The organism is Streptomyces sp. NPDC005303, from assembly GCF_040607335.1.
Lineage (GTDB): Bacteria > Actinomycetota > Actinomycetes > Streptomycetales > Streptomycetaceae > Streptomyces.
Genome location: NZ_JBEXGM010000039.1, coordinates 1 through 13,119 on the forward strand (window position 1 = coordinate 1; position 13,119 = coordinate 13,119).

A 13,119-nucleotide genomic window follows, 5' to 3' on the forward strand; every position below is an offset into this window, starting at 1 on the left:
CAACGGCTCGATCACCGCCCACGATTCATCGGTCAGCTCATGACGACGCACCACAAACAGACCAACGCACCAACCACTTTGCGGACACGACCTAGGGCGAGATTCCGATGTGCGGACCGCGCGCGCGTGTTTGGGTGGCTGCCATGACCGAATTCAGCGAGGCCGAGCGCGCGTACCTGAGGTCCCAGCGGCTGGGGCGACTCGCCACGGTCGATCCGCAAGGACAGCCGCAGGCGAACCCGGTCGGCTTCTTCCCGCAGGACGACGGCACCATCCTGATCGGCGGGTATGCGATGGGCCGCACCAAGAAGTGGCGGAACCTCCAGAAGAACCCGAAGGTCGCACTGGTCGTCGACGACATCGTCAGCCTGAAGCCCTGGACAGTGCGTGGCGTCGACATCCGTGGGGAGGCGGAACTCCTCACCGGACCGCACGAGTTGGGCCCGCACTTCAGCGAGGAGCTGATCCGCATCCATCCGCGACGGATCCACAGCTGGGGGCTGGAGGAGTCCTAGAGGGCCCCTTCGAGGGTGAGCAGGGCGGTCTTGCGTTCCAGGCCGCCCGCATACCCGGTGAGCAGGCCGTTCGCGCCGATCACCCGGTGGCAGGGGCGGAGGATCAGCAGGGGGTTCGCGCCGATCGCGCCGCCCACGGCCCGGACCGCGACGCGGGCGGCCCCGACGCGCGCGGCGATCTCGCCGTACGTCACGGTCGCGCCGTACGGAACGTCGTCGAGGGCGTCCCAGACCCGCGTCCGGAACTCGGTGCCTTCGGAGCGCAACTCCAGCTGGAACTCCTTGAGTTCACCGGCGAAGTAGGCGGCGAGCTGCTCCTCGGCGTCCCGGAAGGGGGCGGGATCGTGCACCCAGCCCTCCTGGACGGTAGGGCCGTTCTTCTGCCCGGGGACGGACAGCGAGGTCAGCGCGCCGGTCTCGTCGGCGGTGAGGAGCAGGGTGCCGACGGGGCTGTCGACGTGGGTCCAGCGGATGGCCATGATTACTCCAACTCTCCTGCAGCGCGCAGGTGTTGCCAGGCGTAGGAGCGCCAGGGGCGCCAGGTGTCGGGGATGTCGGCGGTGTCGAGTCCCGGCGGGGCGACGTCGGGGTCGCCGAGGGCGCGGGTGCGGAGGACGGCGACGGTACGGGCGTCCAGGCCCGGCAGGGCGCGGAGTGCGTGCTGTGCCTCGTCGCGGTCGGCGCCCGGATCGAGTCGTACGGCGCCGTCGGCGAGGGCGCCGGCCAGCGCGCCCAGCGGGCCGGACGCCTCGGAGAGGGCCGCGGGCTCGGGGAAGAGGTGGGTGAGGCTGCCGCAGGGCGCGTCCAGGGTCTTGCCGTACCGCTGGACGAGCCGTTCGGATTCGGTACGGCCGACCAGGGCCCGTACGGCCAACTCCTCGGGGTCGGTGGCACCCGGCGACCGGAGTCCGGGGCGGGCGGCGACCAGGGGGGCGAGCCGAGTGTCGGCGCCGAGCCGCTCGTCGACGGCGTAGGGGTCGGCGTCGAGGTCGAGGAGCCGCCGGAGCCGTCCGACCGCGGTGGTCAGGTCGCGGGGGTCGGTGAGGTGCAGTCGGGCGTCGAGCCAGCCGCCGGGGTGTGCGCCGGAGGTGGTCCTGGTCGTGCCGGTGCGTTCGAGGACGGCGACGATGCCGGTGCCGTGCGGGAGACGGAGGGTACGGCGGAAGGTGCGCCGGCCGGGTGCCCCGCTCACCTCCTCGACGCCGGGTACGGCCTCGCTCTCCAGCAGGTCGAAGACTTCGCCGGACCGGTAGGGGCCGCGGTGCGCCAGTCGTAGCGGAATGCCCGCCGTTCGGGTGGCCGCACGGCGGGAGGTCCGGGCGGCGGCACGCAGGGCGCTGGGGGTGGCCGCGTAGATCTCGCGGACCGTGTCGTTGAACTGCCGCACGCTGGCGAAGCCCGACGCGAACGCGATCTCCGTGACCGGCAGGCCGGTGGTCTGGAGCAGGACGCGCGCGGTGTGCGCGCGCTGGGCGCGGGCCAGGGCCACAGGGCCGGCGCCGAGCTCGGTGGTGAGCTGGCGCTGCACCTGGCGGGCGCTGTAGCCGAGGCGGTCGGCGAGCCCGGCGACGCCCTCCCGGTCGACGACACCGTCGCCGATCAGGCGCATCGCCCGGCCCACGACGTCGGCCCGGACGTTCCAGTCCGCGGAGCCGGGCACCGCGTCCGGACGGCACCGCCGGCAGGCCCGGAACCCGGAGCCCTGCGCGGCGGCGGCCGTCGCGTAGAAGCGGACGTTGTGGCGCTTCGGGGTCACCGCGGGACAGCTGGGGCGGCAGTAGATCCCGGTCGTCTCGACGGCGAAGAAGAACTCTCCGTCGAACCGGGCGTCCCGGCTGCGGACGGCTTCGTACCTGGTGTCCTCGTCCATCACGCCATCCAGTCTCCGCCCTGAGCTGGGGTGCCGCTGGCGGAAATCGGACAGGACGGTACGTGGGCGGGTGCGGGTCCGTCGTGGCTGGTCGCGCTGTTCCCCGCGCCCCTGAGTGGGTGCAGTACAGCCATGCCCCGCTGTAACCCCGCCAGGGACGTGGGGATGCGCGCGACCGGCCGCCGGACGACTACGCCCACCGCCCCCTCTTCGCCTCCATCGCCGCCTTGCCCTGCGCGCCCCGTTTCTTCCACTCCTTCCGAATCTCCGAACGGAGCCTCGCGTCCGTCTTCGCCACGATCCGCTGGTTCTCCCGGATCAGCTTCCGGTAGCTCTCCAGCCGCCGCTCGGGCAGCTCGCCGGAGTCGATCGCGGCCAGCACCGCGCACCCCGGCTCGCTCTCGTGCGCGCAGTCGTGGAAGCGGCACCGCCGGCCCAGTTCCTCGATCTCGGAGAAGACCTGTCCGACGCCGGTCTCGGCGTCCCACAGGCCGACCCCCCTGAGGCCGGGCGTGTCGATCAGCACACCCCCACCGGGCAGGGCGAGGAGGTTACGGGTCGTGGTCGTGTGGCGGCCCTTGCCGTCCGCGTCCCGTGCGGCCTGCACGGTCATCACGTCCTCGCCGATGAGTACGTTCGCCAGCGTGGACTTCCCCGCACCGGACTGGCCGAGCAGCACGGTCGTACCGCCGGAGACGACCGCGACGAGGACGTCGAGCCCCTCCCCGTCCAGCGCGCTGACGGTCAGCACCGGGACTCCCGGCGCCGTCGTCTCCACGTCCCGCACGAGGTACGAGAGGGTGACGGCGTCCGGCACGAGGTCGGCCTTGGTGAGCACGACGATCGGCTGGGCGCCCGACTCCCAGGCCAGGGCCAGGAACCGTTCGATGCGGCCGAGGTCCAGTTCGACGGCCAGCGACACGGCGATGATCGCGTGGTCGACGTTGGCCGCGAGGATCTGCCCCTCGGACCGCTTGGAGGAGGTGGAGCGCACGAAGGCGGTACGGCGCGGCAGATACGTCCGTACGTAACGTGGGTTGCCCGCGGGTTCGACGACGGCCCAGTCGCCGGTGCACAGCACCCGCATGGGGTCGTGCGGGGTGACGAAGGCGGTGTCGGCCCGCAGGATGCCGTCGGCGGTGACGATGTCGCACTGCCCGCGGTCGACCCGGACCACGCGTCCGGGCAGGAGCCCCTCGGGCTCGTAGGGGGCGAACGCGTCCGCCCATGCCTCGTCCCAGCCGTAGGGAGCGAGAGCGGAGAAAACTGAGGTGGAAGTCAAGGGAGACCCTTCACAGGGTGGACCCGGCCGCGCGCACTCGCAGGCGCGAAGGAGACAGGAAAGGTCAGCCGGAGACCACGGGGGTGGAGTGGATGAACTTCTGGTTGCGGGCAGCGCCCGTCACAGAGACAGCCATCGGTCACACCTCCCGTTTCTCACTCGGCCGACACCGGCGGCCGACAGCCACCGTGTGAAGCGGACTTCACCCTAGAGGCACCAACATTCCGGCGCCACCGAATTTATGCGACAGGGTCACAAGCCGTGCCTCTACATCGGCGGGGGACATCGGCGGGGCCCTGGGGAGCCCCGCGACGGCGGCCGACGACGCGATCTACTTCAGCTTCCACGCCGTCATCGACCTGAATGGGGGCCGAATGGCGGCAACGCAACGGAATGTCGGCCCTGATGACACCGGACCGCGGTCTCAGGGGTTTCACCTCAGAGGCGCCGGCCTCGGGGGCGCCACCGGCTTTCCGGACCCCTGGGCGAGCGTCCTCCTCACTCGAACAGCCCGGTGCGCTGGTCGTACGGGAGGAGGGGTTGTGGCATGGAGAGCGACCCCCACCTCCAGGAGAGCTCGTGACGACCCACCGTTTGCCCCGCCCCTTCCGCGTCCTCGCCCCTGCCCTGGCCGCCGGGGTCCTGTTGACGACCGCCGCGTGTTCGGCCGGCGACGACAGCGGGGCGGACCGCGCGGACACCGCGGAGATCTCCTCCTCGCCCCTCGCACAGGAGTCCCCGGCCGCGCTCACGGCGGCCGGGGCGCGGGCCGCGCTGGTGACCGAGGCGGATCTGGAGGGTGACTGGGATCAGGTCAAGAACGCGGCCACCTGGCGCGACAGCCTGCTGGTCGGCAAGGTCGACGTCGCCGACTTCCTCACCGCCAAGACGGACGCCGCCGACTGCCAGAAGCTCCTCGACCGGCTCTACGACGACGATCTCCTGGGCAAACCGTCCGGGGCGTCCGCGCTCACCGGCTTCCAGGAGGGCGAGTCCCGGTTGCTGTACCAGGTGGCCGCCTATGGCAAGGCCGGGCTGGACACGTCCTTCGCCTGGCTGAAGAGTCTGCCGGTCAAGTGCGACCAGTTCACGGCGACGGACAGCTCCGGCGCCCGGCGCACCGTCCAGGTGACCGAGAACTCCCTGCCCAAGGTGGGCGACGCTCGTCAGGGGCTGCAGGTCACGGTCCAGGGGAGTTCGGGCGGCTCGCTCACCACCCTCACCCTCGACGTCGCGGCCCTGCGGGTCGGCACGGACGCGATCACCTTCACCAACGGCGGCCTCGGCGGGGCCGACGGCGACACCACCGAGCAGGCGGCGAAGCTGGGCACGGCACGTCTGAAGGAGGTCCACGCGGGTCGGACCCCGGCCGCCGATCCGAACGAGATCGAGTGAACGAGATCGAATGACGGGCCGGTGAGCGCGGCGGCGCACGCCGCCGTCAGGGTGTTCCGGGTGTTCCCGCGCAGAGCGACATGTGACATAGTACTGCTGTGAGCAAGCGTCTGACCTGCGATGTCGTGGTCGTCGGAGCCGGGATGGTGGGTGCGGCCTGTGCCCTGTACGCCACCCGGGCGGGCCTCGACGTGATCGTCGTCGACCGTGGCCCGGTGGCCGGTGGCACGACCGGCGCCGGTGAGGGCAATCTCCTGGTCTCCGACAAGGAACCGGGTCCAGAGCTCGAACTCGCCCTGCTGTCCGGCCGGTTGTGGGCCGACCTGGCGCAGGAGGTCGGCGACGCGATCGAATACGAACTCAAGGGCGGCCTGGTCGTCGCCGCCACCCCGAACGGCCTCGAAGCCCTGGAGAGGTTCGCGACCGGGCAACGGGCCTCAGGTGTCGAGGCCGTGCGGGTGAGGGGAGATCAACTCGCCGATCTGGAACCCCACTTGGCACCCGGACTCGCGGGTGGCGTGCTGTATCCCCAGGACGCGCAGGTCATGCCGACGCTGGCCGCCGCCCATCTCGTACAGGCCTCGGGTGCCCGTCTGATCACCGGCTCGACGGTGACCGAGGTGCTGCGCGGTACCGGCGGTGCCGTACGCGGGGTGCGGACCGACCGGGGCGAGATCCATGCGCCGCATGTCGTCAACGCCGCCGGGACCTGGGGCGGTGAGCTGGCCGCGCTGGCGGGAGTGGACCTCCCCCTGCTCCCCCGGCGCGGCTTCGTCCTCGTCACCGAACCGCTCCCCCGCCTGGTACGCCACAAGGTGTACGCCGCCGACTACGTGGCCGACGTGGCCAGCGACTCGGCGGCTCTGCAGACCTCGCCGGTGGTGGAGGGGACGGCGGCGGGGCCCGTCCTCATCGGCGCCACCCGTGAACGGGTGGGCTTCGACCGTGCGTTGTCGCTGCCCGCGTTGCGGGCGCTGGCGGCGGGCGCGACCCGGCTGTTCCCGTTCCTGGAGCGGGTGCGCGCGATGCGGACCTACCTCGGGTTCCGGCCGTACATGCCCGATCACCTGCCCGCCATCGGCCCCGATCCGCGGGTGCCCGGCCTGTTCCACGCGTGCGGGCACGAGGGAGCGGGCATCGGACTGTCCACCGGGACAGGGCAGTTGATCGCCCAGGTGCTGACCGGGCACGCTCCCGCGCTGGATCTCGCACCCTTCCGGCCCGACCGTTTCCCCTCGCCCGACTCCCGGGAGGCGTCGTGAATCCCCTGGAGCTGGTGCGCGCCGAGCCCGGCCCCGCCTTCACCGTCACTTTCGACGGGCGGGAGATCGAGGCCCTGCCGGGCCAGACCGTCGCCGCCGCACTGTGGACGGCGGGGGTCACCTCCTGGCGCACCACCCGGGGCGAGGGCCGCCCGCGCGGGATCTTCTGCGGCATCGGCGTCTGCTTCGACTGCCTGGTGACCGTCAACGACCGCCCCAACCAGCGGGCTTGCCTGGTACCCCTGCGGCCGGGCGACGCGATCCGCACGCAGGAGGGGGCGGGCCACCATGAGTGAACCGGGTCTGGCGGTCATCGGCGCGGGCCCCGCCGGGCTCGCGGCCACCCTCGCGGCGGCCGCCCGCGGCCTCCACGTCACGCTGATCGACTCGGCGGCGGAGGCGGGCGGCCAGTTCTACCGGCAGCCCGCGCCTGGGCTCGGGGCCCGTCGCCCGCAGGCACTGCACCATCAGTGGCGAACCTGGGAGAGGCTGCGGGACGGACTGCGCACGCATGTGCGGGCGGGTACCGTACGGCACCTGACGGATCATCATGTCTGGTTCGTCGAGCGCCGGGGCACTTCCGGCTTCACCGTGCACGCCCTCATCGGCCCCGAGCAGGAGGCACCGGCCGAGGTGCGCGCCGAGGCGGTCCTCCTCGCCACCGGCGGCTACGAGAAGGTGCTGCCCTTCCCCGGCTGGACCCTGCCCGGCGTCGTCACCGCCGGCGGCGCGCAGGCCATGCTCAAGGGCGGGCTCGTACTGCCCGGCCGTACCGCTGTCGTCGCCGGGACCGGACCGCTGCTGCTGCCCGTCGCCACCGGGCTCGCCGCGGCGGGCGCCACGGTCGCCGCCCTGGTGGACTCGGCCGACCCGACATCGTTCGTACGGCGGTCGCGGGCGCTGGCGGGCCGGCCGGAGAAGGTGGCCGAAGGGGCCCGGTACGCGGGGCAGTTGCTCCGGCACCGGGTGCGTACGCTCCTCCACCACACCGTCGTGGAGGCGCACGGCACCGAGCGGCTGGAGGCCGTGACGATCGCCGCCCTCGACCGGGACGGCCGGGTGCGCCCGGACACCCGGCGACGCCTGGTCTGCGACACCCTCGCCGTGGGCCACGGCATGCTGCCGCACACCGACCTCGCCGACGCGCTGGGCTGCCGGGTCGACGGGACGGACGTGTACGTCGACGACGAGCAGCGCACCGACGTACCGGGCGTGTGGGCGGCGGGCGAGACCACCGGCATCGGCGGCTCCGCCCTCTCGCTCGCCGAAGGACACATCGCCGGGCGGTCGATCACGGCACGGCTGGCCGGACGGACACCGGAGCCGGGTCAGTGCGCCGCCGCCGCGCGTACCCGGCAGACGCTGCGGGCCTTCTTCGCCGCCGTCGACTCCGTGTACGCGCCTCCCGCGCACTGGGCCGAACAGGTCACCGACGAGACGGTGGTGTGCCGCTGCGAGGAGGTGTCGGCCGGTGCGGTGCGGGAGGCGGTGCGGGAGCTGGGGGCCGGTGATCTGCGGACCGTGAAGCTGCTGACTCGGGCCGGGATGGGCTGGTGCCAGGGCCGGGTGTGCGGGCCCGGAGTGGCCGGAGTCGCCGGGTGCGCTCAGACGCCGGGGCGCAGGCCGTTCGCCCGGCCGGTGCCGCTGGGCGTGCTGGCGCGGGCCGGGGAGACCGAAGGGACCGAACGGACCGAACGGACCGATGAGCCCTAGGCCGGAGAAGACGGCAGAACCGGGATCAGTGAAATGTCACACCCTATTGAGAGGGAAACCGCATGACCACCACCGACCTCCGCCCCTGGCGCGGTGTTCTCGTCGCCACCGCTCTCCCGCTGAACGACGACTTGTCCGTGAACCACGACAGGTACGCCGAGCACTGCGCCTGGCTGGTCGAGAACGGCTGCGACGGTGTCGTACCGAACGGCTCGCTCGGTGAGTACCAGGTACTCACGCCCGAGGAGCGGGCCAGGGTCGTGGAGACGGCCGTGGCGGCGATCGGCGGTGAGCGGGTGATGCCGGGTGTCGCCGCGTACGGCTCGGCGGAGTCCCGCCGCTGGGCCGAGCAGGCGCGCGACGCGGGCTGCGCGTCCGTGATGCTGCTGCCGCCCAACGCCTACCGCGCCGACGAACGGTCGGTGCTCGCGCATTACGCCGAGGTCGCGAAGGCGGGCCTGCCGGTCGTGGCGTACAACAACCCCATCGACACCAAGGTCGATCTGGTGCCGGACCTGTTGGCCAAGCTGCACCACGAGGGGTTCGTCCGCGCGGTCAAGGAGTTCTCGGGTGACGTCCGGCGCGCTTATCAGCTGGCCGAACTCGCCCCGGAACTCGACCTGTTGATCGGTGCCGACGATGTCCTGCTGGAGCTGGCGCTCGCGGGCGCGAAGGGCTGGGTGGCCGGTTATCCGAACGCGCTGCCCAGGTCGAGCGTCGAGCTGTACCGGGCGGCCGTGAGCGGCGACCTCGCCACCGCGAAGAAGCTGTACGAGCAGTTGCACCCGCTGCTGCGCTGGGACTCCAAGGTCGAGTTCGTGCAGGCGATCAAGTTGTCGATGGACATCGTGGGCCGCCACGGCGGGAGTTGCCGTCCGCCGCGCGTCCCGCTGCTGCCCGAGCAGGAGGCCGTCGTGCGGGCCGCCACCGAGAAGGCGGTCGCGGCCGGGCTCGCCTGAGCCGCGAAAATCATCACCCGATCACCAGGAGCGCCATGCGCAGCAAACTCGTCCTGCACGCCGTCGACTCGCACACCGAGGGCATGCCCACCCGTGTGATCACCGGCGGGATCGGCACGATCCCGGGCGCGACCATGAACGAGCGGCGGCTGTACTTCCGCGAGCACCGCGACGACGTCAAGCAACTCCTGATGAACGAGCCGCGCGGGCACTCGGCGATGAGCGGCGCGATCCTCCAGCCGCCGACCCGCCCCGACTGCGACTGGGGTGTCGTCTACATCGAGGTCTCGGGCTATCTGCCGATGTGCGGCCACGGCACGATCGGGGTGGCGACCGTACTGGTGGAGACCGGGATGGTCGAGGTCGTCGAGCCGGTCACCACGATCCGCCTCGACACCCCGGCGGGCCTGGTCGTCGCGGAGGTCGCGGTGGAGGACGGCAGGGCGAAGAACGTCACCCTCCAGAACGTGCCGTCCTTCTCCGTCGCCCTTGACCGCAAGATCGCACTGGCCGACGGCCGGACGGTGACATACGACCTTGCGTACGGCGGCAACTTCTACGCCATCCTGCCGCTCGAGGAGTTCGGGCTGCCCTTCGACCGGGCCCGTAAGGACGACATTCTGAAAGCGGGGCTGTCCCTCATGGCGGCGATCAACGCCGAGGAGGAGCCCGTCCACCCGGAGGATCCGTCCATCCGCGGCTGTCACCACGTCCATCTGATCGCGCCCGGTGCCACCGCCCGGCACTCCCGGCACGCGATGGCCATCCACCCCGGCTGGTTCGACCGCTCCCCCTGCGGCACCGGCACCAGTGCGCGCATGGCCCAGTTGCACGCGCGTGGCGAACTCCCGCTGCACACCGAGTTCGTGAACGAGTCCTTCATCGGGACACGGTTCACCGGCCGGCTCCTCGGCACCACCGAGGTGGCGGGCCGCCCCGCCGTGCTGCCCAGCTTCACCGGGCGCGCGTGGATCACCGGCACGGCCCAGTATCTGCTCGACCCGACCGATCCGTTCCCGGCGGGCTTCGTCCTCTGAGCACTGTGCGCTGCGCGCTATACGCTGTGCGCGTCGAGGACAAAGCCGGGTGCCGCGTGACATTGCACCACTGGTCCCCGCGTGACATTGCACCACTAGGAGATGCCCCTCATGGCCGCCCAGCGACTCAGCACCCCCGCTCTGCCCGTCCTCGGCGGCAAGAAGAGCAGCTACCGGGAGCGGGTCGCCGACGCGCTGCGGGCCGCACTGATCGCGGGCGAACTGCTCCCGGGGCAGGTGTACTCGGCGCCCGCGCTGGCCGCCCGCTTCGGTGTGTCGGCCACGCCCGTACGCGAGGCCATGCTCGACCTCGCCAAGGAGGGCCTGGTCGACGCCGTCCCCAACAAGGGGTTCCGGGTCACCGCGGTGTCCGAGAAGCAGCTCGACGAGTACACCCACATCCGCGCGCTCATCGAGATCCCCACCATCGTGGAGCTGGCCTCGACCGCCGACCCTGTCTACCTGGAGGCGCTGCGTCCCGCCGCCCGGGAAATCGTCCAGGCGGCCGTGTCGGGTGACCTCATCGCGTACGTCGAGGCCGACACCCGCTTCCATCTCGGCCTGCTCGCCCTCGCGGGCAACGCCCATCTGGTCGAGGTGGTCGGCGACCTCCGCAAGCGGTCACGGCTGTACGGCCTCACCCCGCTGGTGAAGTCGGGCCGCCTGCTGGCCTCCGCCGAGGAGCATCTCGAACTCCTCGACGCGTTGGTCGCCCGCGACGAGGGGGCTGTGCGCGAGGTGATGACTCGTCACATCGGTCATGTCCGGGGGTTGTGGGCGGCGCAGTAGGACGGGCGGGGCGGGCGGTTCGGCGGATGCGGGCCGGTGGGAGCCGGTCGCGCAGTTCCCCGCGCCCCTGGGTGGGTACAGCCGGGCGTGCTTCGACTGGACCCGCCTCAGGGGTGCGGGCCTCAGGACTTGGCGCACTCCTGTCCGTTGAGGGAGAAGTCGTACGCCGGGGCGTTCTTGCTCTGCCAGGAGGCGAGGAAGCCGAAGGAGAGCGAACCGTGCGCGGGGACCGACTTGTTGTAGTCGGCGGCGCTCGCGGTGACCTTCGCGCCGCTCTGGGTGAAGTTCGCGTCCCACATCTGCGTCACCTTCTGGCCGTCCTTGAAGGACCAGGTGACCCGCCAGTCGCTGAGGGCCTCGGTGGTGGTGACGGTGACGGCGGCCTGGAAGCCGTCGGGCCACTGGTTGACGAGGGAGTACTCGACCTGGCAGCGGGGCGTGACGCTCTCGCTGGGCTCCGGTTCCTCGGCGCCGCCGGAGGAGGTGCCCTGCGGTTCGGGGTCGGAGTTCTTCGCACCGGTGGACTCGGACGGGTTGCCCGTGGGCGTGCCGGAGGTCTTCGCCGAGCGGGGAGCCCGCGAGGTGGCGGCGGGGACCGACGAGGTGGGGTTGGCCACCGGCTGGCCCTCGGCGGAGATGCCGGGCTCGGCGGCACCGTTGTGCATGTCGTCGCCCGGCATCATCGAGACGGCGAGGGCGAGCAGGGAGACGAGGACAGCGGCGACGAGCAGTCCGTTGCGTACGACCTTCGCCTTGTGCGCGCCGGGGTTGGGGGGCCCGCTCTCCAGGGCCTGCGGGCGGCCGGCGCCGAGACGCACCTCGGCGGCCCGGCGGCGGCGCTCCAGATAGGCGAGCCCGCCCCAGCCGATCACCCCGCCCGCCAGGGCCGCGGGCAGCCCGCCGCCGTGCAGTCGAAGGCAGGCGGCGGCCTCCGCGCACTGGCGGCAGCGCGCGAGGTGGCGCGAGAGGTCGTCCGGGGTCTCACCGGAGGTGGAGCGGGTGACGGCGTCGAGCAGCCGTGCGTAACTGCGGCACCGCGCGTCCATCGGCATGTCGAGGTGGTTGCGGTGGCTGCGGTCCCGGAACAGGCCGCGCACCTGGGCGAGTTCGTCGCCCACGGTGGCGGGGTCGAGGCCGAGCCGACGGGCCACGGTGGGCAGCGGCAGTGCCTCCACCTCGGCCAGCCACAGCAGTTCGGCGTCCGCCGCCTGCAGATCGCGCAGTCCGCGCAGGGCGATGGGGCGTTGCAGCGGGGGGCCCGTGTAGCGGGCGGCCTTGTCGGAGTTGAGCCACAGCCGCAGATCGGGGTCGAGGCGGTGGCCGAGGCCCTGTGTCTCCCAGTCGGCCGCGGTGGTGCGAACGGCGGTGAGCAGCAGGGGTATCCGGGGCAGTCGGGCCGGACGGCGGCCGATGCCGCGGACGGCGGCCTCCGCGTCGCGGGCCTCGCGCATGCCGAGGGAGAATGCCTCCGTGGCCAGTTCGGTGGCGGCGGTGGAGCCGGCCGTGCACAGATCGGCGTACGACAGCACGGCATCCCAGCACTCGGAGAACAGCGCGGCCTCAGCGGCGTCCTGGGGGGTCGGCAGGTCGGGCATGGGTCTCCTGCATCGAAAGCGAGGTCAACTCGCCACACTGGCAAAGGAGTTGGGGGGAACCTCGCGGCAGGACAGGAGCCTTTCACGTCTCCCACACAACTGACAAGCAGGCTATTCAAATCGGTTACCGAGGGTTCGGTCCACTCCCCCACGGCACATTGCTGCGCGGAGTCACGTCTTCTTGTACGGACCGGAAGCGGGAACGTATCAATTGCGCCACACAGGTACCAGCCGTAACGGAGAATCAGTCCCGGGCGAAAGTCGGACATCGGGGCCCCGAAGCGCGAGCAGGGCCCGTACGCGGTGCTCACGCCGGACGGCATGGAGCGTGGTGAACGCGCTCGGCGGAGGACGTGTGGAGGCCTGCGGGCGCCCCTGCGTTGACCGCAGGAGGGCCGACAGATGATCTACGCCCACCACGAACGCCCCCGCGCCTACCGGCACATGTTTCTGCCGGCCGACCCGGAGTGGCCGGCCATGGCGGCCGTCAAGCTCGCGCCGACCCCGGGATGGACATCCCCCTCTCGGGCCGCCGAGTCACCGAACTCCTCGCGACACACGACGTCACGCGCCCCCCTGGACACCGCTCCGGCCACCGGCATAACGCGCCCGAAGCCGACCGTCATGGGGCAGCCCCGAGCCCGGCCGGTTGGGAGGCCCCAGCCCCCGACCGACCCCGCAGCCACCGGAAGACCACCACTC

The 13,119-nt window shown here is 72.0% G+C and carries 12 protein-coding genes; 8 read left to right on the forward strand and 4 right to left on the reverse strand.

Annotation, left to right across the window (positions count from 1 at the left end; all coding sequences use genetic code 11):
• Positions 1-143: 143 nt before the first annotated feature.
• Positions 144-515: a PPOX class F420-dependent oxidoreductase gene (locus ABZT93_RS35035; protein WP_356112283.1), complete on the forward strand. Its 372-nt coding sequence runs from the start codon at positions 144-146 to the stop codon at positions 513-515.
• On the opposite strand, the gene ABZT93_RS35040 is transcribed toward ABZT93_RS35035, so the two are convergent.
• The 3 genes from ABZT93_RS35040 to rsgA all read right to left on the reverse strand — a co-directional run bounded on the left by ABZT93_RS35040 (position 512) and on the right by rsgA (position 3,667).
• Positions 512-994, reverse strand: a complete 483-nt coding sequence (locus tag ABZT93_RS35040; protein WP_356112284.1) for a methylated-DNA--[protein]-cysteine S-methyltransferase — start codon at positions 992-994, stop codon at positions 512-514. The genes ABZT93_RS35035 and ABZT93_RS35040 overlap by 4 nt on opposite strands.
• Positions 995-996: 2 nt before the next feature.
• Positions 997-2,385: an Ada metal-binding domain-containing protein gene (locus ABZT93_RS35045; protein ID WP_356112370.1), complete on the reverse strand. Its 1,389-nt coding sequence runs from the start codon at positions 2,383-2,385 to the stop codon at positions 997-999.
• Between the two features lie 190 nt (positions 2,386-2,575).
• Positions 2,576-3,667: a ribosome small subunit-dependent GTPase A gene (gene rsgA / locus ABZT93_RS35050; RefSeq protein ID WP_356112286.1), complete on the reverse strand. Its 1,092-nt coding sequence runs from the start codon at positions 3,665-3,667 to the stop codon at positions 2,576-2,578.
• A gap of 579 nt (positions 3,668-4,246) precedes the next feature.
• Between rsgA and ABZT93_RS35055 the strand changes: the two genes are divergently transcribed.
• The 7 genes from ABZT93_RS35055 (at position 4,247) to ABZT93_RS35085 (ending at position 10,822) form a co-directional block, all read left to right on the forward strand.
• Positions 4,247-5,062 carry a hypothetical protein gene (locus ABZT93_RS35055; RefSeq protein ID WP_356112288.1) on the forward strand — a complete coding sequence of 272 codons (816 nt, stop codon included), beginning with the start codon at positions 4,247-4,249 and terminating at the stop codon, positions 5,060-5,062.
• Between the two features lie 98 nt (positions 5,063-5,160).
• Positions 5,161-6,324 carry an FAD-binding oxidoreductase gene (locus tag ABZT93_RS35060; protein ID WP_356112290.1) on the forward strand — a complete coding sequence of 388 codons (1,164 nt, stop codon included), beginning with the start codon at positions 5,161-5,163 and terminating at the stop codon, positions 6,322-6,324.
• Positions 6,321-6,620, forward strand: coding sequence for a (2Fe-2S)-binding protein (locus tag ABZT93_RS35065; protein ID WP_356112291.1), 300 nt, complete (start codon positions 6,321-6,323; stop codon positions 6,618-6,620). Before ABZT93_RS35060 ends, ABZT93_RS35065 begins: the two co-directional genes overlap by 4 nt.
• Positions 6,613-8,037 carry an NAD(P)/FAD-dependent oxidoreductase gene (locus ABZT93_RS35070; RefSeq protein WP_356112293.1) on the forward strand — a complete coding sequence of 475 codons (1,425 nt, stop codon included), beginning with the start codon at positions 6,613-6,615 and terminating at the stop codon, positions 8,035-8,037. The genes ABZT93_RS35065 and ABZT93_RS35070 overlap by 8 nt, the downstream gene beginning before the upstream one ends.
• Before the next feature lie 62 nt (positions 8,038-8,099).
• Entirely contained in the window at positions 8,100-8,996 is an 897-nt protein-coding gene (locus ABZT93_RS35075) for a dihydrodipicolinate synthase family protein (RefSeq protein WP_356112295.1), read from the forward strand.
• A gap of 35 nt (positions 8,997-9,031) precedes the next feature.
• Positions 9,032-10,033, forward strand: a complete 1,002-nt coding sequence (locus ABZT93_RS35080; protein WP_356112296.1) for a proline racemase family protein — start codon at positions 9,032-9,034, stop codon at positions 10,031-10,033.
• A 111-nt stretch (positions 10,034-10,144) separates the two neighbouring features.
• Entirely contained in the window at positions 10,145-10,822 is a 678-nt protein-coding gene (locus tag ABZT93_RS35085; protein ID WP_356112298.1) for a GntR family transcriptional regulator, read from the forward strand.
• A 122-nt stretch (positions 10,823-10,944) separates the two neighbouring features.
• On the opposite strand, the gene ABZT93_RS35090 is transcribed toward ABZT93_RS35085, so the two are convergent.
• Entirely contained in the window at positions 10,945-12,417 is a 1,473-nt protein-coding gene (locus ABZT93_RS35090; RefSeq protein WP_356112300.1) for a cellulose-binding domain-containing protein, read from the reverse strand.
• Positions 12,418-13,119 lie beyond the last annotated feature (702 nt).

Excerpts from the sequence above, each read along its gene's own strand:
- ABZT93_RS35045 (WP_356112370.1), bottom strand. The coding sequence starts at position 2,385 with ATGGACGAGGACACCAGGTACGAAGCCGTCCGCAGCCGGGACGCCCGG.
- ABZT93_RS35070 (WP_356112293.1), top strand. The coding sequence starts at position 6,613 with ATGAGTGAACCGGGTCTGGCGGTCATCGGCGCGGGCCCCGCCGGGCTC.
- ABZT93_RS35035 (WP_356112283.1), top strand. The coding sequence starts at position 144 with ATGACCGAATTCAGCGAGGCCGAGCGCGCGTACCTGAGGTCCCAGCGG.
- ABZT93_RS35080 (WP_356112296.1), top strand. The coding sequence starts at position 9,032 with ATGCGCAGCAAACTCGTCCTGCACGCCGTCGACTCGCACACCGAGGGC.
- ABZT93_RS35075 (WP_356112295.1), top strand. The coding sequence starts at position 8,100 with ATGACCACCACCGACCTCCGCCCCTGGCGCGGTGTTCTCGTCGCCACC.
- ABZT93_RS35090 (WP_356112300.1), bottom strand. The coding sequence starts at position 12,417 with ATGCCCGACCTGCCGACCCCCCAGGACGCCGCTGAGGCCGCGCTGTTC.
- ABZT93_RS35085 (WP_356112298.1), top strand. The coding sequence starts at position 10,145 with ATGGCCGCCCAGCGACTCAGCACCCCCGCTCTGCCCGTCCTCGGCGGC.
- ABZT93_RS35040 (WP_356112284.1), bottom strand. The coding sequence starts at position 994 with ATGGCCATCCGCTGGACCCACGTCGACAGCCCCGTCGGCACCCTGCTC.